13 protein-coding genes are annotated in these 23,206 nt (G+C 72.5%); 3 read left to right on the top strand and 10 right to left on the bottom strand.

Annotation, left to right across the window (positions count from 1 at the left end):
• Window positions 1-40 precede the first annotated feature (40 nt).
• Complete coding sequence (locus A6A25_RS22965) at window positions 41-796, bottom strand: putative protein N(5)-glutamine methyltransferase (protein WP_241828857.1); 756 nt, start codon at window positions 794-796, stop codon at window positions 41-43.
• Window positions 797-947: 151 nt separating this feature from the next.
• The gene (locus A6A25_RS22960; RefSeq protein ID WP_073893098.1) at window positions 948-1,730 is read right to left on the bottom strand and encodes a TetR/AcrR family transcriptional regulator; all 783 of its coding nucleotides are present in this window, start codon (window positions 1,728-1,730) and stop codon (window positions 948-950) included.
• A gap of 76 nt (window positions 1,731-1,806) precedes the next feature.
• On the opposite strand from A6A25_RS22960, the gene A6A25_RS22955 reads away from it, so the two are divergent.
• Entirely contained in the window at window positions 1,807-4,068 is a 2,262-nt protein-coding gene (locus A6A25_RS22955; RefSeq protein ID WP_073893096.1) for an ATP-binding cassette domain-containing protein, read from the top strand.
• Window positions 4,069-4,375: 307 nt separating this feature from the next.
• Window positions 4,376-6,310, top strand: coding sequence for a S8 family peptidase (locus A6A25_RS22950; protein WP_083668567.1), 1,935 nt, complete (start codon window positions 4,376-4,378; stop codon window positions 6,308-6,310).
• A gap of 66 nt (window positions 6,311-6,376) precedes the next feature.
• Here the strand turns inward: A6A25_RS22950 and A6A25_RS22945 are convergent, their stop codons facing one another.
• The 5 genes from A6A25_RS22945 to A6A25_RS22925 form a co-directional block, all read right to left on the bottom strand.
• Entirely contained in the window at window positions 6,377-7,537 is a 1,161-nt protein-coding gene (locus A6A25_RS22945) for a cellulose-binding domain-containing protein (protein WP_073893094.1), read from the bottom strand.
• Between the two features lie 137 nt (window positions 7,538-7,674).
• The gene (locus A6A25_RS22940; RefSeq protein WP_073893093.1) at window positions 7,675-10,038 is read right to left on the bottom strand and encodes a PEP/pyruvate-binding domain-containing protein; all 2,364 of its coding nucleotides are present in this window, start codon (window positions 10,036-10,038) and stop codon (window positions 7,675-7,677) included.
• A gap of 22 nt (window positions 10,039-10,060) precedes the next feature.
• The gene (locus A6A25_RS22935) at window positions 10,061-11,362 is read right to left on the bottom strand and encodes an MFS transporter (RefSeq protein WP_073893091.1); all 1,302 of its coding nucleotides are present in this window, start codon (window positions 11,360-11,362) and stop codon (window positions 10,061-10,063) included.
• On the bottom strand, window positions 11,359-12,303 hold the full coding sequence (locus tag A6A25_RS22930) for an alpha/beta hydrolase (protein WP_073893090.1): 945 nt from the start codon (window positions 12,301-12,303) through the stop codon (window positions 11,359-11,361). The genes A6A25_RS22935 and A6A25_RS22930 overlap by 4 nt, the downstream gene beginning before the upstream one ends.
• Before the next feature lie 14 nt (window positions 12,304-12,317).
• A complete protein-coding gene (locus tag A6A25_RS22925; protein WP_073893088.1) occupies window positions 12,318-13,976 on the bottom strand; it encodes a fatty acyl-AMP ligase in 1,659 nt (552 codons plus the stop codon).
• A 292-nt stretch (window positions 13,977-14,268) separates the two neighbouring features.
• Here A6A25_RS22925 and A6A25_RS22920 point away from each other — a divergent pair, with 292 nt between their 5' ends.
• Window positions 14,269-20,346 carry a type I polyketide synthase gene (locus A6A25_RS22920; RefSeq protein WP_073893087.1) on the top strand — a complete coding sequence of 2,026 codons (6,078 nt, stop codon included), beginning with the start codon at window positions 14,269-14,271 and terminating at the stop codon, window positions 20,344-20,346.
• A gap of 4 nt (window positions 20,347-20,350) precedes the next feature.
• Here A6A25_RS22920 and A6A25_RS22915 read toward each other — a convergent pair whose 3' ends face one another.
• The 3 genes from A6A25_RS22915 to A6A25_RS22905 form a co-directional block, all read right to left on the bottom strand.
• On the bottom strand, window positions 20,351-20,890 hold the full coding sequence (locus A6A25_RS22915; protein ID WP_073893085.1) for a hypothetical protein: 540 nt from the start codon (window positions 20,888-20,890) through the stop codon (window positions 20,351-20,353).
• A gap of 321 nt (window positions 20,891-21,211) precedes the next feature.
• Window positions 21,212-22,393 carry a S8 family peptidase gene (locus A6A25_RS22910; RefSeq protein WP_073893083.1) on the bottom strand — a complete coding sequence of 394 codons (1,182 nt, stop codon included), beginning with the start codon at window positions 22,391-22,393 and terminating at the stop codon, window positions 21,212-21,214.
• Between the two features lie 114 nt (window positions 22,394-22,507).
• Window positions 22,508-23,206, bottom strand: a 699-nt coding sequence (locus A6A25_RS22905; RefSeq protein ID WP_073893082.1) for a DMT family transporter, incomplete at its 5' end; no start/stop codon positions are given.

Raw genomic sequence — 23,206 nt, 5'->3', positions numbered from 1 at the left:
AAACGCAGGGTACGCCGAAGGTTGAGCACTCGCTCAACAGTCAGGAGAACGAACCGACCACCACGGTCGCCGACAGCTCCTCGTCCGACACGACCTCCGCGCACAACCCACCCAGGGCGAACGCCGCCACCGTCCCCGACGCCTGCCGCGCACCCGTCTCCACCAACAACCGCCCACCCGGCGCCAACCACCGCGCCGCGCCCGCGATCACCCGCCGCTGCACGTCCAGACCGTCCGCCCCGCCGTCCAACGCCACCCGCGGCTCGTGGTCGCGCGCCTCCGGCGGCATCAGCCCGATCGCCCCCGTCGGCACGTACGGCGCGTTCGCCACCAGCACGTCCACCCGCCCCACCAACGACACCGGCAGCGGGTCGTAGAGATCACCCACGTACACCCGGCCCGCACCCACGTTGCGACGCGCACAAGCCACCGCCACCGGGTCCACGTCCACGGCGTGCAACTCCACCCCGGGCACCCGATCGGCGACCGCGGCACCCACCGCGCCCGAACCGCAGCACAGGTCCACCACCACCGCACCCGGCCGCGCCAGACCCGCCGCCACCGCCACCAGGAACCCGGTTCGCCGACGCGGCACGAACACCCCCGGCTCGACCACCACCCGCAACCCGCAGAACTCCGCCCACCCCACCACGTGCTCCAACGGCACCCCGGCCACCCGCCGCGCCGTCAACGACGCCAACTCGGCCGGACCACGCGCGGCGGCCACCAACAACCGCGCCTCGTCCTCCGCGAACACACACCCCGCCGCACGCAACCGCGCGACAACATCGACCACCAACACCACGAACGCCTCTCGCGCGAAACCCGCGGGCGCCCCTCACACCGCCACGACGCGGCCGGGAGCGACCCGATGCACACCAGCAGAAATGGGTCCCACCTCCCTCGTCCGCGCCAACGCGCACACCGTATATCACCGACGACCGGCCTCAGCCCCCACCGGCACGCGCCACCGCCGCCTCCACCCCGTCCAACAACACCTCCAACCCCGTCACGAAGTTCAACACCGCGTCCCGCTCCAAATACGGCACGGACTCATCCCCCTCCACCGGCGGCGGCTCCTCCTCCCCCAACTCCGCCGACAACGGGAACCGCTCGGCGAAGTCCGGCGCCACCTCCTCGAACACCTCCGACCGCGAGAACCACCACTCCTCGTCCGTCATCCCCGTCTCCCGCGCCGCCCGCCGCGCCTCCGCGATCACCCCCGCCGCACCGCGCACGAACTGCACCACCGCACCCACCACACCCCGCAACACCGACGACCCCAATCCCGTCGGCCGCAAAATCCGCAACAACACCTCCAGCATCGCGAACTCGTTGGGCCCCAACACCGGCCGCGCCTGCGACACCTGCAACACCCACGGGTGCGTCAGGAAGAACTCCCGCGCGTCCACCGCCCACGCCCGCAACGCCACCCGCCACCCGTCGTCCACCGGGTACTCCGACGGCAGCTCACCCAGCACCCGGTCGTACATCAGGTCCACCAACTCCGCCTTGCTCGGCACGTACGTGTACAACGCCATCGCCGAACGCCCCAACCGCTCACCCACCGCGCGCATCGACAACGCCGCCATGCCGTCCCGATCCGCCACCTCGACCGCCGCGTCCACGATCACGTCCACCGACAGCCCCGGCCCCGCGGCACCACCCGGCGCACGCCACAGCAGCCGCATCGACCGACGCGCGTCACCCTGCCCCGCGTACACCGCCACTTGCCCGCTCCTTACACCGTAAAGTACCGTGCCGCGAGCACCTTACGGCATAAACAAACCAGGGGGAAAGCCGGCGATGGCCGCACCAGCAGACAGCCACGACGTCATCCAGGTACGGGGCGCGAGGGAGAACAACCTCGCCGATATCTCCGTCGACATCCCCAAACGACGCCTCACCGTCTTCACCGGCGTCTCCGGCTCCGGCAAATCATCCCTCGTCTTCGGCACCATCGCCGCCGAGTCACAACGCCTCATCAACGAGACCTACACCGCGTTCATCCAGTCCTTCATGCCCAGCCTCGGCCGCCCCGACGTCGACGCCCTGCGCAACCTCAGCGCCGCGATCATCGTCGACCAGGAGCGCATGGGCGCCAACTCCCGCTCCACCGTCGGCACCGCCACCGACGCGCACACCATGCTCCGCATCCTGTTCAGCCGCCTCGGCCAACCCCACGTCGGCACCTCCGGCGCCTTCAGCTTCAACCTCCCCGAAGGCATGTGCCTCAGGTGCGAAGGCCTCGGCCGCGTCTCCACCGTCGACGTCGACCAACTGGTCGACCGCACCAAGTCCCTCACCGAAGGCGCCATCACCGTCCCCGGCTTCACCGTCGACAACTGGTACGTCCAGACCTACGTCCAATCCGGCTTCTACGACCCCGACAAGAAACTCCAGGACTTCACCGAGGAAGAATGGGACGCCTTCCTCAACCGCGACACCACCAAGGTCAAAGTGGGCAAGACCAACGTCACCTACGAAGGCCTCCTGGTCAAAGTCCAGCGCCTCTACCTCGGCAAGGACCGCGAATCCATGCAGCCCCACATCCGGGCGTTCGTGGACCGCGCCGTCACCTTCACCGAATGCCCCGAGTGCCGCGGCGCCCGCCTCAACGCCGCCGCCCTCTCCTCCAGGATCGACGGCCTGAACATCGCCGACTGCTCCACCATGCAGATCAGCGACCTCGCCGACTGGGTCGCCAAGATCGACGACCCCTCCGTCGGACCCATGCTCACCACGCTGAAGGAACTCCTCGACAACCTGGTCGAGATCGGCCTCGGCTACCTCAGCCTCGACCGACCCGCCGCCACCCTCTCCGGCGGCGAGGCCCAACGCGTCAAGATGGTCCGCCACGTCGGCTCCGCCCTCACCGACGTCACCTACGTCTTCGACGAACCCACCACCGGCCTGCACCCCCACGACATCCAGCGGATGAACGACCTGCTCCTGCGCCTGCGCGACAAGGGCAACACCGTCCTGGTGGTCGAGCACAAACCCGAGACCATCGGCATCGCCGACCACGTGATCGACCTCGGACCCGGCGCGGGCACCCACGGCGGCCACATCACCTTCAGCGGCACCGTCGCGGAACTGCGCGCCTCCGACACCCTCACCGGGCGCCACCTCGACCACCGCGCCCGGCTCCGCGACCAGGTGCGCACACCCACCGGCCGGCTGCCGATCGCCGGCGCCACCCTGCACAACCTCAAGGGCGTCGACGTCGACATCCCCCTCGGCGTCCTCACCGTCGTCACCGGCGTCGCGGGCTCCGGCAAGAGCTCCCTCATCCACGGCTCCCTCGCCCGCCGCGACGACGTCGTCACCGTCGACCAGTCGCCCATCCGCGGCTCACGACGCTCCAACCCCGCCACCTACACCGGCCTGCTCGACCCCATCCGCACCGCCTTCGCCAAGGCCAACGGCGTCAAACCCGCCCTGTTCAGCGCCAACTCCGAAGGCGCCTGCCCCAAGTGCAAGGGCATCGGCCTGGTCTACACCGACCTCGCGATGATGGCCGGCGTCGCCTCGGTCTGCGAGGAGTGCGAAGGCAAGCGGTTCACCGCCGAAGTCCTCACCCACACCCTGCGGGGCCGCGACATCAGCGAGGTCCTCGGCATGTCCGTCACCGAGGCCCGCGACTTCTTCACCGAGAAGCAGGCCAAGGCCATCCTGGACCGCCTGGTCGACGTCGGCCTCGGCTACCTCTCCCTCGGCCAGCCCCTCACCACCCTGTCCGGCGGCGAGCGGCAGCGGCTCAAGCTCGCCATCCACATGGCCGAGAAGGCGTCCACCTACATCCTCGACGAGCCCACCACCGGCCTGCACCTCGCCGACGTGGACCAGCTGCTCGGCCTGCTCGACCGCCTGGTGGACGACGGCAACACCGTCATCGTGATCGAGCACCACCAGGCCGTCATGGCGCACGCCGACTGGATCATCGACCTCGGACCCGGCGCCGGGCACGACGGCGGTCGGATCGTCTTCACCGGCACACCCGCCGACCTGGTCGCGAACGCCTCCACCCTGACCGCCCAACACCTCCGCGCCTACGTCGGGCGCTGACCGTCCTCGGCGGCTTTTCGGTCAAGTCTTCTTCCGGTGTCAGACCTGGCGCCGGGAGAAGACTTGTCTTAGTCAACACTGAAGTTATTAACACTATCGAGTGATCTTGTGCCGGTTCGCCCCGGTGGGGCCAGGCGGTTCGGTACACCGCAGGTCATTCCTACTGCCGGCCGATTGTCCGACCTCAGGCGGTCCTCTAACGTTGCCGATCACGTCCGCGCGAACGTGATCGCAGAACCTCCGCTCCCCGGCCGACCCGCGTCACCACAGGGTCTGCCGGAACCCCTGCACGAGGGAGAACCCTGCAATGGGAGACGTTCGCGGATCCAGACGAGCCCTGCTCGCGTTAGCCACTGCGGCGATCACCGCCACCGGCCTGGCCGCCGGGACCACACCCGCGCTCGCCGAGGCCGACATCGTCGGCACGTCCAACCCGACCGCCATCAAGGACAGCTACATCGTCGTCTACAACGAGCTGTCCACCCAGAGCGTCGACGTGCTCACCGCCGACCTCAGCGCCAAGTACGACGCCAAGGTCGACTTCACCTACCGCCACGCCTTCAAGGGCTTCGCGGGCACGCTGTCCGAACGGGACGCGCGCCGCCTGGCCGCCGAGCCCGGCGTGGCCTACGTCCAGCAGAACGGCGAGGTCAAGGCGACCGCGACCCAGCCGAACCCGCCGTCGTGGGGCCTGGACCGGATCGACCAGCGCGACCTGCCGCTGAACTCGTCGTACACCTACCCCAACGACGGCACCGGCGTCACCGCCTACATCATCGACACCGGCATCCGGACCACGCACTCGGACTTCGGCGGCCGGGCCAGCTGGGGCACCAACACCGTCGACAGCAACAACACCGACTGCAACGGCCACGGCACGCACGTCGCCGGCACGGTCGGCGGCACGGCCCACGGCGTCGCCAAGGGCGTGCGGCTGATCGCGGTCAAGGTGCTCAACTGCCAGGGTTCCGGCTCGTTCGCCGGTGTCGCGGCGGGCATCGACTGGGTCACCGGCCACCACACCTCCGGCCCGGCCGTGGCGAACATGAGCCTCGGGGGCTCGGGCAGCGACCCGACCGGCGAGGCCGCGGTCCGCAACTCGATCGCCGACGGCGTGACCTACGCGATCGCGTCGGGCAACTCCAACGCCAACGCGTGCAACTTCACCCCCGCGCGGGTGGCCGAGGCGATCACGGTCAACGCGTCGACGAACACCGACGCCCGCGCCTCGTTCTCCAACTGGGGAACGTGCACGGACATCTTCGCGCCGGGCCAGAACATCACCTCGGCGTGGATGACCAACGACACCGCCACCAACACCATCAGCGGCACGTCCATGGCGGCGCCGCACGTCGCCGGCGGTGCGGCGGTCCTGCTCGGCGCCACGCCGTCGCTGACGCCCGCGCAGGTCGCCGACGCCATGATCGCCAACTCCACCCCGAACAAGATCACCAGCCCCGGCACCGGCTCGCCGAACCGGCTGCTGTTCGTCAACACCGGCGACCCGGGCGGCCCCGGCAGCCCGTCGGTCACCCCGCCGGGCAACCAGACCGGCAGCGTCGGCACCGCCACGAGCCTGCAGCTCAAGGCCTCGGGCGGCACGTCGCCGTACACGTGGTCGGCCACCGGCCTGCCGCCCGGCCTGGCGATCGCGGCGTCCACCGGCCTGATCTCCGGCACGCCCACCACCGCCGGCACCTACACCGTGACCGCCACCGCGACCGACAGCGCGGGCAAGACCGGGAGCACCACGTTCACCTGGGCGATCAACCCGCCCGGCGGCTCGTGCGCCGCGCCCGGCGAGAAGGTCGTCAACGGCGGGTTCGAGAGCGGCACCACCGGCTGGTCCAACGCCACTTACACCATCGCCGCGTGGACCGGTGAGGGCTCGCCGCGCACCGGCACCCGCTCCTCGTGGATCAGCGGCTACGGCTACACCAACACCGAGACGCTGACCCAGACCGTCACCGTCCCGGCGGGCTGCACCAACACGACCCTGTCGCTGTGGCTGAAGATCAGCACGGACGAGTACGAGCCGGACGTGTTCGACACCTTCACCGTCAAGGCCGGTGCGACCACCCTGGCGACCTACACCAACCTCAACCCGTCCGGCTACGCGGTGCGCACCTTCAGCCTGGGCGCGTTCGCGGGCCAGAGCGTCACGCTGAGCTTCACCGGCACGGAGGACTGGTCCTACCAGACCTCGTTCGTGCTCGACGACGTCTCGGTGAACGCGGCCTGATCACCAGCGGTGGGGAGGCCCCGGAAACCCAGGGCCTCCCCACCGCGTCACGTCAGAACCTCAGCGTCAGCACGCGATCGGCGAGGAACCCACCGCGACGTCGTCGTACCAGAGGGTGTTCGCGCCGTCGCCGTAGCTCTCCCAGCCCAGCCGCAGGTCCGTGACGGCGGGCCGCCAGCCGGTCTTGCGCAGCCACTGGCTGTCGATGTCCGGCGTGGACACGCCGTCCACCACCAGGCCGTCGACCACGGAGCCGTTCAGCGAGGTCGAGATCCGGCCGGCCGGGTCGACGGTGAACTGCACGCAGTTCCACTGGCCGGTGGGCAGCGGCTTGCTCTGCGCGACACCCGCCGGGCTCTGCTCGGGCAGGGTGGCGTCGTCGGACTCGCGGTTCCACTGCAGCGCCGCGTTCTGGCCGCCCATGCGCAGGTCCTTGCCCGCATCGCCGGCGTCCTTCATGGCCATGAACGTCACGTGCGCCATCGGCAGGGCCGTGGTGTGGCGGACGTAGAACCGGCCGTGCACGGCAGCGGAAGACCCGTCCACCGGCGTGCCGAAGAAGATGTGGTTGCAGTAGCCGGACGCGCCGTCGACCCGCACCGACTTCGAGCCGCTGTGCGCGACCGAGTTGTCGATGCTGACCGCGCCCTGGCCGGTGCAGTTCGCCGCGCCGACGGTCCAGCGGCCGGTCGGGGTGGACCCGGTCTGCTGCTCGAAGTCGTCGCACAGCGCCGCCGTGCCGCAGTCGGTCGGCTCGTTCGAGGTGGTGGTGGTCGTGGCGGTGGACGTCGACGTGCTCGTGGTGGTGGTGGTGGTAGTCGTGGTCTGGTCACCACTGCACGAGACACCGTTGAACGCGAAGTCGGTCGGCACCGCGTTGGTGCCGCTGTAGGTGGCCTGGAAGCCGAACTGGGCGCTGGCGCCCGTGCCCAGCGTCCCGTTCCAAGGCATGTTGGACGCCGTCACCACGGCGCCGGACTGCCTCACGTCGGCGCTCCAGCCGGAGCTGATCGACTGGTTCCCGGCGAACGTCCAGGTGAGCGTCCACGAAGTGACCGGAGCGGACTGGTTGGTCACGGTCACGTTGGCGGTGAACCCGGTGGACCACTGGTTGAGCTTGTAGTCCACGGCGCAGACGGGAGCCGCACCCGCGGTGCTGGTCCCGCCGATCACCACCAACCCGGCTATCGACACCACAGCGGCCACCGCCGCCAGCAGATTTCGCACAACAACCCCTTCGTTGTCGTTTCTGGGAGCGTTCCCAGACACCGACTGTAACGATTCCGTCACCCCAATGGAATACTCCGGCTGCCGCAACGGTCGTTCGGACGACCGGCCCCGCCGAACTGTGAACGCCGAGCGGCTCAGCCCAGCACGGTCACGGCGCCACGACCGCCGTCCACGCGGACCCGGTCGCCGGTGTTGATGCGGGTGGTGGCGTTGCCGCAGCCGACCACGGCGGGGATGCCCAGCTCGCGGGCCACGATGGCGGCGTGCGACAAGGGCGCGCCGACGTCGGTCACCACGGCGGCGGCGCGCGGGAACAGCGGGGTCCAGCCGATGTTGGTCACCGTGGTCACCAGGATCTCCCCCGGCTGGAGCGAGGCGCCGTCGGCGACGTCGTGGATCACCCGCGCGACCCCCTCGACCACGCCCGCCGCACCGGGGAAACCGGACACGTCGTCACCGAGCGGTGCGGCGGAGGCGTCGTACACGTCGAGCCTGCGGTTCGGGTCGGCGGCCCACGACTCGGGGTCGAACCGGCCCCGGATCACCGTCGGGTACGGCGGCAGCGCGCGGTAGCGGTCGTAGGCGGCGCGGCGGGCAGGCACCGACGCCAACGGGGTCTCGTCCCCGTCGAGGACGCGCAGGGTCTCCTCGATCGGCAGGAAGAACAGCGCGTCACCGTGCCCGGTGACCTCACCGGCCCGCACCAGGAAGGCCCGCAGCACGGCGAACGTCCGGGCGAACTCCGAACGCGCCCGTTCCCGCTCACGGGCCAGCGCGGCGAGCTTGTCCACCTCGCGGCGCAGGCGCACGACCTCGCCGGGGTGCGCGGCGCGCAACCGTTCCCACGCGGCGTCGCGCACGGCCGCTTGCTTGGCCAGCAGTTCCTCGGGGTCGACGCCGACGTCGTCCGTGCGCGGCCACTCCGGGTCCTCGGCCGGGCGCGGCGCGGACACCTCGAACTCCTCGGCGAACCGGTGCCCGTACTGCCGGGCGTACGCCTCCCGGGTGATCTCGCCGCGCCGGAGCCGGGACAGGCCGAGCACCGGGCCCAGGCTCTCCAACTCCCCCGCCGCGCCGTGCGCGCCGGTCAGCAACGCGGTGGCGTCGTCCTCCCCCACCAGCTCCACCAGCTCGCGGCGGAGCTTGACCGACGACATCGAGCCGTTGCGGGCGCCGGCGTCGAACACCTTGGCGTCCACGTGCAGCACGTCGTGCACCTCGGACCGCCACAGCGCGAGCAGGTCGGCGGGCGTCGAAGCGGCGCGGAAGGAGGCCGTCAGCCGGTCGGCCCGGCCGGGCGCGGACGCCAGCAGGCCGTCGACCTTCGCCCGGAACTCCCGGTTCTGCCGCAGGAACGGCAGCGCCGCGCCGACCGCCGCACGCAGCACGGCCAGGCGTGACATCGGCAGCGGTGGCACGCGCACGCCCGCCGGGATGCGGCCGAAGTACAACTCGACGGTCCGCTGCATGAACCCGCCGCGGGCCAGGCCGAGCGCCTGCCCGACGGCCAGCGCGGCGCTGAGGTTGAGGTAGAACCGGCCGCCGATGTTGCCCGACGTCGGGTGCCCGCCGATCGCCGGCTGGGCGAGCACCCGGGCGAACGACCAGGTCGCGGGCGTCATCACGCTCGGCACGGCTTCACGCAGGTTCGCGCACGTCCACAGGTAGTCGCCGCGCAGGGTGTCGTTCCAGACCTCGGCCAGCGCGGTGATCGGCCGTGCCTGCAGCACCGCGATCCGGCCACCGGCCACGGCCCACTCGACGTCCACCGGCACGCCGTACAGCTCCTGGATCCGCGCGCCGAGCCCGGCCAGTTCCCGCACCCGCGCGTCGGACAGCAGCGAACCGCCGGACCGGCGTACCGCGCCATCAGCGGTGACCACGTACTCGTCGGGGGTGACCGTGCCGCCGACAAGGGCCTCGCCGAGACCGGGCGCGGCGTTGACCACGGTTTCGGTCCGTGCGCCCGTGACCGGGTTGGCGGTGAAGAGCACCCCGGCCGCGTCGGCGGGCACCATCTCCTGCACGACCACGGCGATCGCCGCGTCGGTGATGCCGTGCCGGGCGCGGTAGGCGACGGCGCGTGCCGTCCACAGGGAGGCCCAGCAGCGCTTGACCGCGGTCAGCACCTCGTCGCCGGACACGTTGAGGAAGGTGTCGTGCTGGCCGGCGAACGACAGGTCCGGCAGGTCTTCGGCGGTCGCCGACGACCGCACCGCGACGGGGCCCGGTGGCAGGGCCGCGCGGATGGCGTCGGCGATGTCCTCGGGCAGGTCACGGCGGTCGAAGGCGGCGGCGATCGCGGCCTCGTCGCCGTCCCGGAGTTCGGCGTCCAGGCCCGCGGTGAAGCGGCGGTAGGCGTGCGTGGTCAGGTGGAAGCCGTCCGGCACGGGCAGGCCCGCGGCGGCGAGCTTGGCCAGCGAGGCGCCCTTGCCGCCGACCGCCTCCAAGGCGGCGGCGGGATCGGCGAGTGGCAGCACCAGCGCGGTCGTCCCCATGTGCCGATCTTCGCACCGGTGACTACGGCACGTGGCGGGAACGGGTGCGCACGGCTTGGCGCAAGGTGATGCCCAGTGCCACCGCGACGACGCCGGCGGCGAGCACGAGTGCGGCCGAGTGACCCGCCGCGGTGAACGCCAGGCCGACCACGGCGACGCCGAGCGCACCGGCCAGCTCACGGCTCGCGGTGACCGTCGCCGAGGCGATCCCGGCGGACCGGGGATCGGTGGCGTCCAGCGCGATCGTGGTCAGCGGCGTGGTCAACGCCGAGCCGAAACCGATCACCACCAGGCAGGCGAGCAGCGCCGCCGGGTTCGCGAACGGCGTCGCCACCAGTCCTGCCGTCACCGCGCCGAGCCCGCACGCCGCAGTGCGCCACGGACCGATTCGCACGACCGAGGCGGGCACGAGCGGTGCGCCCGCGATCACGGCGAGCGCGGCGGGCCCGAAGAACAGGCCGGTCGCCAGCGGGGTGAAGCCCTCGGCGCGGTGCAGGTGCAGCGGCAGCACGAACAGCACACCGCTGACGCCCCCTCCCCACAACGCCTGCGCGACCGTGCCGCCGACGAACACCGGCCGGGCCAGGGCCTTCGGGAACAACGGGCGCGCGGCCGACCGCTCCAGGGACACGAACAGCAGGCACACGGCACCCGACAACGCGGCCAGTGCGGCGACCGGGCCTTCGCCGCCGACGCTCAGCACGGTCGCGGTGACGGTGAAGACGGCCGCCGTCAACGCCGCCGTGGAGCGGATCGGCAGTGGCGTCGGCCGGGTGATCCGCGGTCGTGGCAGGACCTGGTGCGCGAGGACGGCCGCCGCCACGCACAGCGGAACGTTGCCCAGGAAGATCCACCGCCAGTGCGCCGCCTCGCTGAGCAGACCGCCCAGCGCGGGCCCGACCGCCAGCGCCACGGCCAGTGCGCCCGTCCACGCCGCGATCCCGGTCCGGCGCCGCGCCTCGTCCAGGTCGGTCCGCAGCACGGCCAGCCCGGTCGGGACGATCGCCGCCGCCGCGGCTCCCTGGGCCGCGCGCCACAGCGCCAACTCCCAGCCGGTGTCCGACGTGCCGCAGCCCAGGGACGCGGCGGCGAACGCGAGCAGCCCGACCAGCAGGACCCTCCGGTGCCCGAACCGGTCACCCACCGCGCCCGCCGCCACCATGAGGCTCGCGAACGCCAGCATGTAGGCGACCACGGCCCACTGCAGGTCGTTCGTGGACAGGCCGAGGTCGCGGCCGATGGTCGGCAGGGCCACCATCAGGACGCTGTTGTCCAGCGCCGTGACGAAGGCCGCGAAGCAGGTCACCAGCAGGGTGCGCCTCACGAGAGGGCGGCCGTCAGCATCGGCCAGGACACCCGGAGTTCGCGCTGCCAGTACTTCCAGGTGTGCGTGCCGCCGCCGTAGGCGTTGACCGTGATCGGGATGCCCAGCGACCGCATCCGCCGCACGAAGTCCGGCGAGGTGGTGCCGACGATCGTCTCGAACGGGTCGTAGGCCCACCAGTCGGTGTCCAGCGCACCTCTGAACCCGTTGCCGTAGGACATGTAGAGCGACAGGCCGCGCAGGTTCGCCGCGAGTTGCCGCGGGTTGTGCGCCGCCCACACGGCGGGGACCAGCGACTCGCGCCCCCACGGGCCGTACGGGTCGAGCCCTTCGCGCAGGACGGTCGTGTAGATGAACTGGGGGACGCCGACGAACTGCGTCGACAGCAGCCCGCTGTAGGACGCGGCGGCCCGGAACATGCCCGGGTGCTTGGCCGCGTACCCGAACGCCCCCGTGCCGCCGGCCGACAGCCCGGCGATCGCGCGCACGGTGCTGCCCCGGTAGTCCCGTTCGACGAGCTCGAGGAGTTCACCGGTGTGGAACGTCTCCCACTGGGGCGTGCCGCCGCGCCCGCCGTTCCACCAGTCGGTGTACCACCCGGCTCGTCCGGCATCGGGCATGACGACCAGGACGTCGCTGGTCGCGCTGAGCTCTTCGACGTCGGTTTCCCTGGTCCAGGAGGTGTAGTCGTCGCCGACGCCTTGGAGGAGGTACAGGACCGGCCAGGTGCGGGTGGCGTTCGGCGACCAGCCCGGTGGCGTGAGCACGCGGACCGGCACGTGCCCACCGACCGCGGGCGAGGACACGGTGAGGTCGACGGTGCGCCCGTCGAGCCACCTTTCCGCGACGACCTGTGCCCCGTCGTCGGCCGAAACCGGCGTGGGCGCGGGTACGAGGATCAGGGCAACGGCGGACAGGGCGGACAGCAGCACGCGCGTCATCACTTCTCCCGGAGTCATGGTGCGGGCAGCCGCCCGCCGAGGTAGAGGTCGCGGCAGGCGGCGCGCGACAGCTTCCCGCTGGAAGTCCTGGGCACCGAGCCGGGTTCGACCACGAGCACGTCCCGCACCCGCACGTCGTGGTGCCGTGCGACGGCGGCGCGCACACGTGCTCGGACACGGGCCCGGTCGACGGCCTCACGCGGCACCCGGGAACTCCGCTCGGCGACCACGACCATCGCCTCGCCCTCGACGGACGGCACTGCGAACGCGGCGACATGACCGCGCCGGATCACGTCGTCGGCTTCCTCCACGACCGCCTCGACGTCCTGCGGGTAGTGGTTGCGCCCGTCGATGACGATCAGGTCCTTGATCCGGCCCACCACGTACAGCTGGCCGTCGTGCAGCACGCCGAGGTCTCCGGTCCGCAGCCACGGGTAGAGCGGCGAACCGGGGAGCCGGGCGCCGAAACCCTCGCCGCCGGACCAGTACCCGGGCGACACGTTCTCCCCGCACACCCAGATCTCGCCGACCCGGTCACCGTCACCGACCGGCTCGCCCGTCACCGGGTCGACGATCGCGAGGTGCTGGTCGACCGCGCCGCCGCAGCCGACCAGCACGCTCGCCCGCTCCGGGTCGACCGCAGGCACCGCCCGTCCCCCGGCGAGCGCGGCGCGGTCGAACCCGGTGGTCGTCGGCCCGGTCGCGGCGGTCACGAACACGGTCGCCTCGGCCAGGCCGTAGGACGGGCGCTGGGCGTCCGGCCGCAGCCCGCACGGGCCGAACGCCTCCCCGAACCCGGCCAACGTCGCCGCCCGCACCGGCTCGCTGCCGTTGATCAACGCCACCACGCCGCTCAGGTCCAGCCCGGACCGCTCGTCCGGCGACACCCGCCGCACGCACAGGTCGTAGGCGAAGTTTGGCCCGGCGCTGATCACGTGACGCCGCCCGTGCATGGCCCGCAACCACCGCGACGGCCGGTACAGGAACGCCAGCGGGTCCATCAGCACCGCCTCCACACCGGTCGTCAACGCCACGCCGACGCCGAGCACCAACCCCATGTCGTGGAACAGCGGCAACCAGCTCACCGGCGTGGCCTCGACGTCGGCCAGGCCGTAGGCGGTGAGCGCCTGGCGCACGTTGACCCGCAGGTTCCGGTCGGTCACCACGACACCGGCGGGGGTGCGCGTCGAGCCGGACGTGTACTGCAGGTAGGCCGGGCCGCCGAGCCGGCGCGCCGGGGGTTCGGCGGACGGCGGCACGCTGCCGACCACCACCACGTCCAGGTCGAGCGCGGCGGGAGCGGCGGTGAGCGCGACCTTCGGCGCGCAGTCGCGCAGGATCCCGTCGAGGCGTTCGCGGTGGCCGTCGCCGGTGATCGGGAACAGCGGCACGGCGAGCACGTCGGCATAGAGGCAGCCGACGAACGCCACGACGTAGTCCAGGCCTTGGGGCAGCAACAGCAGCGCGCGGTCACCCGGAGCGCACCGCCGACGGAGCTCGGCGGCCACACCGCGGGCCCGCGCGTCCAGCTCCGCCCACGTGATCGACACCGGCACGCCGTCCGGGTCCACCTCGTGGTCGACGAACGTGAACGCGGTGCGGCCGGGCCGTTCGCGCGCCCAGCGCCGCACGGCCTCTACGACCGTGCCGGTGGTGGTCGCGGTGACCGTCATGAGCACCCTCCCTTCTCCGCGGTGACAACTTTTAAAAATAGTTTTTGTGCGGTCGTCACAACTTTTCCGCGAGTGATTTCCAGCACGTTGAGCAAGGAAGCTACCGGCGAGTACAACAACTGTCAACAACCGCTTCCAACCGACCGCGATTGACCCGATCGGACTATTGTTCACCGACGTTCACCCAGGCCACGATCACTCCTACGCCGCCGATACCCTGATCGCGGACGTTTCATCCTCCGTCTCGCAAATACTTCGAGGCGTTTTGTGGAAATCGCATGAAAGGTGACCCATGACCGGCCTCGGCACGCCCGCGGAAGCGGAACTCCGCGCCTGGTTGGTGCGGCGCGTCGCGGAACTCGCCGACCTGACCGACGGCGAGGTGGACGTCGACCAGCCCCTGGCCGAACTCGGCCTGTCGTCCCGTGACGCCGTCGTGCTCGCGGGCGTGTTGGGCGAGTTCCTCGACGTGCCACTGCCCGCGACGGTGTTCTACGAGCACCCGACGATCACCCGCCTGGCCCGCCACCTCGCCGCGCCGGACACCGCACCCGCGACCGAACCCACCCGGCCGGTCGCCGAGGGCATCGCGGTGGTCGGCGTCGGCTGCCGGTTGCCGGGCGGTGTCGACGGTCCCGACCGGTTGTGGGACTTCCTGCGCTCGGGCGGTGACGCGGTCACGCCCGCGCCGCCGGACCGGTGGCCCGGCCTGCCCGACGGCACGCCCCGGTTCGGCGGCTTCCTGCCCGACCTCAAGGGTTTCGACGCGGAGTTCTTCGGCATCGCACCGCACGAGGCCGCGCTGATGGACCCGCAGCAACGGCTGGTGCTGGAGGTGTCGTGGGAAGCGCTGCACCACGCGGGCATCGCGCCGGACAGCTTGCGCGGCAGCCGGACCGGCGTGTTCGTCGGCATCTCGACCGGTGAGTACGGCGCGTCGAGCGCGGCCGACCTGGGCCGGGTCGAGCCGTGGACGGCGACCGGCGGCGCGTTGAGCATCGCCGCGAACCGACTGTCGTACCTGCTCGACCTGCGCGGGCCGAGCCTGGCGGTGGACACGGCGTGCTCGTCGTCGCTGGTGGCCGTGCACCACGCCTGCCAGAGCCTGCGCGCGGGCGAGACCGACGCCGCCGTGGTCGCCGGGGTGAACCTCCTGCTCGGACCGGCCGTCACGCTCACGTTCCACCGCGCGGGCCTGCTGTCGGCCGACGGGCGGTGCAAGCCGTTCGACGCCTCCGCCGACGGCATCGCCCGTGCCGAGGGCTGCGCGGCGGTCGTGCTGAAGCGGCTGTCGGACGCGCGGCGCGACGGTGACCGGGTGCTGGCGGTGATCCGGGGCAGCGGCGTGAACTCCGACGGTCGTTCGAACGGGCTGATGGCGCCGAACCCGCAGGCACAGGCCGACCTGCTGCGCCGGGTGTACGCGGACGCGGGCGTCGACCCGTCCCGAGTGGACTACGTGGAGGCGCACGGCACCGGAACGCTGCTCGGCGACCCGATCGAGGCCGGGGCGCTGCGGGAGGTGCTGGGCCGGGCGGACGGGCCGTTGCTGCTCGGGTCGGCCAAGGCGAACTTCGGCCACGCCGAGTCGGCGGCGGGCGTGATCGGGCTGGTCAAGACGGTGCTGGCGGTGCGGCACGGCGAGCTGCCGCCGAGTCCGCACTTCCGCGAGCCCAACCCGCACATCGACTTCACCGGCCTGCGCGTGGTCACCGAGCCGACGCCGTGGCCGCGCTACTCGGGCCGGATCACGGCCGGTGTGTCGTCGTTCGGGTTCGGCGGCACGAACGCGCACGTCGTGCTGGAGGAGCCGCCCGCGCCCGAACCGGTGGACCGGCCGGACGGCCCGGCGTTCCTGGTGGTGGCGGGCACGTCCGAGGGGCGCGTGCGGCGGCACGCCGCCGAACTGGCCGAGTGGCTGTCCACCACGCACGCCGACCTGCACGACGTGGCCGCGACCCTGGCCCGCCGTCGTGGCCGTGAACGGCACGCGGCCGTCGTCACCGGATCCGACCGGACCGGTGTCGCGGCCGAGCTGCGGGCGTTGGCGTCCGGAGACCGCCCGGTCAGCCGCGCCGAACGACGCGACGGCGCGGTGTGGGTCTTCTCCGGCTACGGCTCGGGCTGGGCGGGCATGGGACGGCGGCTGCTGGCCGAAGAACCGGTGTTCGCGGCGGCGGTGGACGAGGTGGACCGGCTGATCGCGCCGCACTCGGTGCGGGCGTTGCTGGAGATGCCGTCGGACACCCTGGGCGACGGCCAGATCGCGTTGTTCGGCGTGCAGTTCGCGCTGGCCCGGCTCTGGTGGTCACGCGGGCTGCGCCCGGCGGCGGTGATCGGGCAGTCCGCGGGCGAGGTCGCCGCGGCGGTCGTGAGCGGCGCGCTGTCCCTGGCCGACGCGGCGTTGGTGATCACCACCCGGGCACGGCTGCTGGACGTGGTCGACGCGGCCGGTGGCGGCGGGATGGCGGCGGTCGAACTGCCCGGCGACGAGGTGGACGACCCGGCCCTGTCGGTGGCCGTGCACGCCGCCCCACGCCGCTGCACGGTGTCCGGACCCGCCGACCGGCTCGCCGCGCTGGTCGCCCGCGTCGAGGCGGACGGCGGGCTGGCGCGGGTCCTGCCGCTGCGCACCAGCGGCCACTCCCCCGCCGTCGACCCCGTGCTCGACGAGCTGGCGTCGGCGCTGCGGCACGTCGCCGGACGGCGCGGTGACGTGCCGCTGTACGGGACGGTCCTGGCCGATCCCCGGCACGCGCCACCGTTCACCGCCGACTACTGGACCGCGCACCTGCGCCGCCCGGTCCGGTTCACCCAGGCCGTGACCGCCGCGCTGGAGGACGGCTTCACCGCGTTCCTGGAGGTCTCGCCGCACCCCGTGGCGCTGCCCGCGATCGCCGAGCACGCACCCGACCTCGTGCTGGTGGGCTCGCTGCGCCGCGACACCGACGACGTGCGCACCTTCCACGCCAACCTCGCGTCGCTGCACCTGCACGGCCTGGTGCCCGCCCGGGGCGTCACCGACGTGCCGACCGCGCCCTGGGAACACCGCCCGCACTGGACCGCTCCCCCGCTCCGCCGGGCCGGGCACCCGCTGCTCGGCGACCACGTCGAGCTGCCCGACGGCACGCACGCGTGGCAGGCCGACGTGGGGCTGGCCGCGTTGCCGTGGCTGGCCGACCACCGGGTGCGGGACACTCCGGTGCTGCCCGGCGCCGCGTACGTGGAGATCGCCCTGGCGGCCGGCGCGCAGGTGGCGGCCGGTCCGCTGTCGGTGCGTGACGTCGTGTTCGAGGCGCTGCTGACCCTCACCGACGAGGTGCGGCTGAGCACCACGTTCCGGGATGGACGGGTCGAGGTGCACGCGAAGACGGCCGACGGGTGGGTGCGGCACGCCGGCGCGACCATCGTCCCCGGCGAGCGGCCCGACGCCCCACCGCCGGTCCACAGCGGACTCGAACCGGTCGACCTGTACGACCGGCTGGCCGAGGCCGGGATGGACTACGGCCCGGCGTTCCGGGGTGTCCGGTCCGCCCGTGCCGGCGCGGGCGTGGCGAGTTGCCTGGTCACCCGGCCGGACGGCCCCGACCGCGGGTGGCGGCTGCCGCCGACGCTGCTCGACTCGTGCCTGCACGCGCTCGCCGCCGCCGCGCTCGACCGCGCCGCCGGTGGGCCGTACCTGCCGGTCGGCATCGGTGCCGTGCGGCTGCACGGCGACCCGCGGCGCGCGGACCGGTGCGAGGCCGTGGTCCGGGAGAGCGGCGGCGGCGAGCTGACCGGGTCCGTGTGGCTGTACGACGACGCCGGCACGCTGCTGGTGGAGGCGGTGGACGTCCGGGTGCGGCCGGTGTCGGTGGCGTTGTCGGGGCTCGCGCTGGAGACCCGGTGGGAACGGCACGACCTGCCCTCGGTCGACCACGCGTCCCGCACGTGGCTGCTGCTCTCCGACGACCGGGAGCTGGCCGACGCGCTGATCGGCGCCGGGCACCACGTGACCACGGACCCGTCCGCCCCGACGGACGGCATCGTGTTCGGTCCTGGTGGGCTTGAGCGGGACTTGCTGCGGCTGTCGGCGTTGGCGCACGACACGCGGCGGCTGTGGATCGTCACGCGCGAGGCGGCCTGCGTCGTGGACGGTGAGGCGGGCGTGCCGGAGCCGGCCGCGTTGCGCGGTGCGGTGCGGGTGCTGGCGTTCGAACGGCCGCAGCTGCGGGCGACCGTCGTGGACGTGGACGACGTCAGCGTGCTGCCGCGTGAACTGCTCGCCGACCAGGCCGACGACGAGGTCGCCTGGCGCGGTGGCGAGCGTTACGCGGCGCGGCTGCGGCAGGCGGAGGTCGAGGTGCCCGCGACCGGGTCCGCGGTCGACTCGGGCGGGTACCTGATCACCGGCGGGTTGGGCGCGTTGGGGCTGGTCATGGCCCGGTGGCTGGCCGAACGGGGCGCGGCGCGGATCGTGCTGTGCGGTCGTCGTGAGCCGTCGCCGGACGCGCGGGCCGAGGTGGCGAAGCTGCGGGCGCTCGGCGCGGACGTGGTCGTGGTGACCGGTGACGTCGCCGAACCCGGCGTGGCCGAACGGGCGGTCACGGCGGCGGTGGACGGCGGGCTGCGGCTGTGCGGGGTGGTGCACGCGGCCGGTGTGCTGGCCGACGCGCCGTTCGACCGGCTCGACCCGGCCGACGTGCGACGCGTGCTGCGGCCCAAGGTCGACGGCGCGCTGCGGTTGCACGAGGCGACGGCCGGGCACCGGCTGGACTGGTTCGTGGTGTTCTCCTCGGCGGCGGCCCTGCTCGGCTCGCCCGGTCAGGCCGCGTACGCGGTGGCCAACGCGTGGCTGGACGGCTTCGCCCGGTGGCGGCGGGCGTCCGGGCTGCCCGCGACGACGATCGACTTCGGCGCGTGGAGCCGGGTCGGGTTGGCCCGGGACAACGACAACCCGCTGCTGCGGCCGATCTCGCCGGCCGAGGGCGTGCAGGCGGTCGAGGCGTTGCTGATGTCCGGGCGGGTGGCGACCGGTGTGGTGAGGTTCGACCGGCGGCGGGTGGTGGAGCTGTTCCCGCGGCTCGCGCACCGGGCGTTCTTCGAGTCGTTCCTCCGGCCACCGTCCGACGTGCCGCCGGCGGACCGGTTGAGCGCGATCGTGACGCGGGTGATGGGCGGTGTGCCGGACCCGTCGCTGCCGTTGACGTCGCTCGGGCTGGACTCGTTGATGGCGATGAGGTTGCGCAACGCGGTCGAGCACGACCTGGGCGTGCAGCTGCCCGTGCCGTTACTGCTGCGCGGCGCGAGCCTGCGTGACGTCGAACGGCACGTGGCCGGGCTCGAACCCGAGACCTCGACGCAAGTCGCGCCGCGTGACCCGACCGAGCGGTGGGTGTTCGGGCTGTGGGCGGAGGTGCTGGGTCGGCGGGACTTCGGCGTCCACGACGACTTCTTCGCCCTCGGCGGCTCACCCGAGCGGCTGCTGGCGTTGGTGCGTCGCCGGGTGGCGGTGGACGACTCGCTGTTCACCGCGCCGACCGTCGAGGCGATGGCCGAACGGCTGCGCGCGGCGTTCGAGGACGTGGGCGGGCCGGTGCGGGTGCTGCGCGCGGGCGGGTCGCGGCGGCCGGTGCACCTGTTCCACCCGGCGGGCGGGCCCACCAGCGTGTACGAGCCGTTGGCGGGGTTGCTGGAGGACCGGCCCTGCTACGGGTACGAGCGGATCGACGACGTGCCGGACATCCCGGCCAAGGCGGCGCGGTACGTGCAGCTGGTGCGGTCGGTGCAGCCGTCCGGGCCGTACGTGCTGGGCGGCTGGTCGTTCGGCGGGTGCCTGGCGCACGAGGTGGCATGCCTGCTGCGGGACGCGGGCGCCGAGGTCGAGCTGGTGGTGATGATCGACACCGTCCGGCCCCTGCCCGCGCCCGACGTCCCGCCCGCCGACCTGGTCCGCCACCGGTTCGCCCGGTACACCCGGCACGTCGAGGAGGTCTACGGCAGGTCGGTCGAGCTGCCGTGGGAGTCGTTGCCAGGGTTGGACGACGCGGGCCAGATCGACGCGGTGCTGGCCGCCGTCGCCGACCTGGGCATCAGCCCCGGCGCGCTGCGCCACCAGCGCACGTCCTACCTGGACGCGCGGGCGGCCGAGCGGTACACGCCGCGGTACTACCCGGGTCGGGTCGTGTTCTACCGGGCGACCGACCGGGAGACGCTGACCACCGTGCTCGACCCGCGCTACCTGCGCCGGCAGGACGACGACGACCTCGGGTGGGCCGACGCGTGCGGCACGTTGGAGGTCGTGCCGGTGCCCGGCGACCACCTGTCCATGGTCGACCTGCCGCACGTTTCCGCGCTGGCGCGGCACCTCTCGGCGGTGTTGGACGCGTGAAGGACTACTCCTCTTGTGGTGCCGGCGGCGTGGCGTCCTTCCTGCGCTTGCGGAGGAAGGACGCGAACCTCCAGGCGGCCGCGGCGAGCACCGGGATGCTCAAGCCGGTGAGCGCGCCGTAGTCCTTGACCCAGACGCCGACGCTGTGGACGAAGTTGACCTCGACCTCCACCGAGTGGTCGTAGGTCCGGTGGTAGATCGGCGCGTCTTCGCCGGGCACGACCACGTAGAGGGAGAAGTCGAGGAGGAGCTTGCCGCTGCGCTTGGGGCGGACGTTCCACGCCCATTCGACGTAGTCGCCTTCGAGGAGGCTTCGTTCGACCTTGTCGCCGACGAGCGCGATGTCGAAGTCGGGCCCGGTCAGGCTGGCGGTGAGCCGGTCGCCGACCTTGGCGGATCCCGTGGTGACGCCGCCGGTGCCGGGCAGGCCCGAGGTGAACCCGGGCGGGATGACGTCCCCGCTCACCCGCACCGTGACGCGTTGCAGGTCGTTGACGCGCATCGGCGCGGGTGCCCGGTAGGCGACGTGGCCATCGCGCACCACCGGAAGCGATGGTTCCGGACGAAACGGCACGGTGACGTGAGGCCTGGACATCGGGGGCAACGGGGCGGTCGGATCGGGTGTGGGCCGGGCCGGCGTCGCGGTTGGCGCAGGGTGGTGCAGCTGCGGCCCGCAGGAAGCCGCGGTCACCGTGAGGAATGCGCCCACGACCAGCACGAGGTGCAGCGGCTTCATCACCCATCACTTCCCCGAGACGACCGGGTGTACCAACAGGGTCGCCTGCCTGGGCCGCACCGTTACTCCGGTGGCCGGGGGTTCCCCGGCGCGCGGGTGAGGGCGCTTACCCCCGCGCGCCGGGGAGGTTCACAGGCCGTTGCTGAACAGCAGGCGGTTGACCGTGCCGCCGGTGGTGCCGCCGCTGACGACGTTCGGCGTGGCGCTGGAGTTCAGCCAGTTGTGCACGGTGGCCGACGACTGGTCGCCGAACCGCTGCTTGTAGAGCGCGGCCACGCCCGCCACGTGCGGCGTCGCCATCGACGTGCCGCTCATCGAACCCGAGCCGCCGGTGCGGACGGTCGAGATGATCGAGCTGCCGGGCGCGTAGAGGTCGACGCACGGGCCCGTGCTGGAGAACGACGACCGGGCGTCGGTGTTCGTGGAGGAGGCCACCACGCTGGCCGTCTCCACCTTGCGCGGCAGGCGGTCGCACGAGTTGCCGCCGGTGTTGCCCGCCGAGGTGGCCAGGAAGACGCCCGCGGCGATCATGTTGCGGATCGCGGTCTCCAGGCTGGCCGACGCGGTGAAGTTCCACGACGTGTTGGCCACGGCGGGCTTGATGTGGTTGGCCGTGACCCAGTTGATCGCGTTGACCGCGGCCGTGGTGGTGGCGCCGCCGGAGCAGTTCATCATCTTCACGCCGTGCAGCCGCACGCCCTTGGCGATGCCGTAGGTGGTCGAGCCGATCGTGCCGGCGACGTGCGTGCCGTGGCCGTGGCAGTCGGTGTTGTTGCTGTCGATGGCGTTGTAGTCGAACGTGGCCCGGCCGCCGTAGTTCGTGTGGCTCGGCGTGATGCCGGTGTCGATGATGTACGCGTGCACGCCCGCGCCGGTGTAGTTGTAGGTGAAGCTGCGGGACAGCGGCAGGTTGCGCTGGTCGACCCGGTCGATGCCCCACGACGGCGGGTTGGCCTGGGTGGCGTCGAGCGCGTCGGTGACCAGCACGTCCTGCTCGATCGCGGTGACCGCCGGGTCGCGGCTGAGCTTGCGCAGCTGAGCCGGGGTGAGCTTGGCGGCGAAGCCGTGGAACGCCGCGTCCCAGACGTGGGTCGGCGTGACGCCGGCCGTGGCGGCCACGCTCGCGCCGCCGCGGGCCGTGGCGCCGAGCGTGACGATGTAGGAGTCCTTGATCGGGTGGACGGTCGCGGAAGCCGTCGCGGTGATGATCTCGGCCTGGTGCAGGGGTTCGGCCGAGGCGGTGGTGGCGGTGAGGCCGACGGCGGTGGTCGCGACGGCCAGGACGGTGAGTGTTCGACGGAAAGGACGCACGGGTTGGCTCCTTCGGGTGAACCCGAACGAGTGCGCCCCGCCGCAGGGTTGACGGGGCAAGCGGTCACTCGAGCGAGGTCCAGACCAGCAGCCTGACCAGCGGGTATGCCATGGTCAACGGTGGTCGGCCGAACGGCCCCCTGACCCCTCACGCTCGGTGGACATAACCGACAAGTGGTAACGGTCCGTTCGCTCGGCCGGGCGCTTGCCCGGCACCAACCGGGTCAAGGCGACGCCCGCGAGGACCACCGCCATCCCGGTCACGATCCGCGCCGTCAACGGCTCGTCCAGCACCAGCGCGCCGAGCGCGACGGAGACGACCGGCAGCAGGTAGCCGACCGTGGCGGCGCTGGTCGGACCCTCGTCCTCGATGATCCGGTAGTTGAGGACGAACGTGATGCCGGTGCCGAAGACGCCGAGCACGACCACCGCGACGATCGCGGTGGCGTTGGGCGTGGCCGGGGTGTGGTCGAACGGGAGCATGAGCGCGCCCAGCCCGGTGGCGGCGGCGAGCTGGGCCGCGGACACCGCGATCGGGCCGCCCTTGCCGGCCAGCTTGCGTCCCATGTAGGCGAACGCGACCGCGTAGCTGGCCGCCGCGCCGAGGAGGGCGAGGGCGCCGGCGCTGAGCAGGCCGTGCCGCTGCCACGGCGCGAAGATCAGCAGGATGCCCGCGAAGCCCACCACCAGTCCGGTGACGCGGACCGGTGTGAGGCCGCGGTCCGTGCCGATGGCGAGTCCGATGAGGAGCGAGAACAAGGGGGTGGTCGCGTTGAGCACGCCCGCCACACCGGAGTCGACGGTCTGCTCACC

Source organism: Saccharothrix sp. CB00851 (assembly GCF_001905065.1).
Classification (GTDB): Bacteria; Actinomycetota; Actinomycetes; order Mycobacteriales; family Pseudonocardiaceae; genus Actinosynnema.
This window is presented reverse-complemented; position numbering and strand designations above follow the sequence as displayed.

Bases quoted from the DNA above. Each gene is read 5' to 3' on its own strand.
- A6A25_RS22955 (WP_073893096.1), top strand. From the start codon at position 1,807: ATGGCCGCACCAGCAGACAGCCACGACGTCATCCAGGTACGGGGCGCG.
- A6A25_RS22940 (WP_073893093.1), bottom strand. From the start codon at position 10,038: ATGGGGACGACCGCGCTGGTGCTGCCACTCGCCGATCCCGCCGCCGCC.
- A6A25_RS22925 (WP_073893088.1), bottom strand. From the start codon at position 13,976: ATGACGGTCACCGCGACCACCACCGGCACGGTCGTAGAGGCCGTGCGG.
- A6A25_RS22950 (WP_083668567.1), top strand. From the start codon at position 4,376: ATGGGAGACGTTCGCGGATCCAGACGAGCCCTGCTCGCGTTAGCCACT.
- A6A25_RS22930 (WP_073893090.1), bottom strand. From the start codon at position 12,303: ATGACGCGCGTGCTGCTGTCCGCCCTGTCCGCCGTTGCCCTGATCCTC.
- A6A25_RS22920 (WP_073893087.1), top strand. From the start codon at position 14,269: ATGACCGGCCTCGGCACGCCCGCGGAAGCGGAACTCCGCGCCTGGTTG.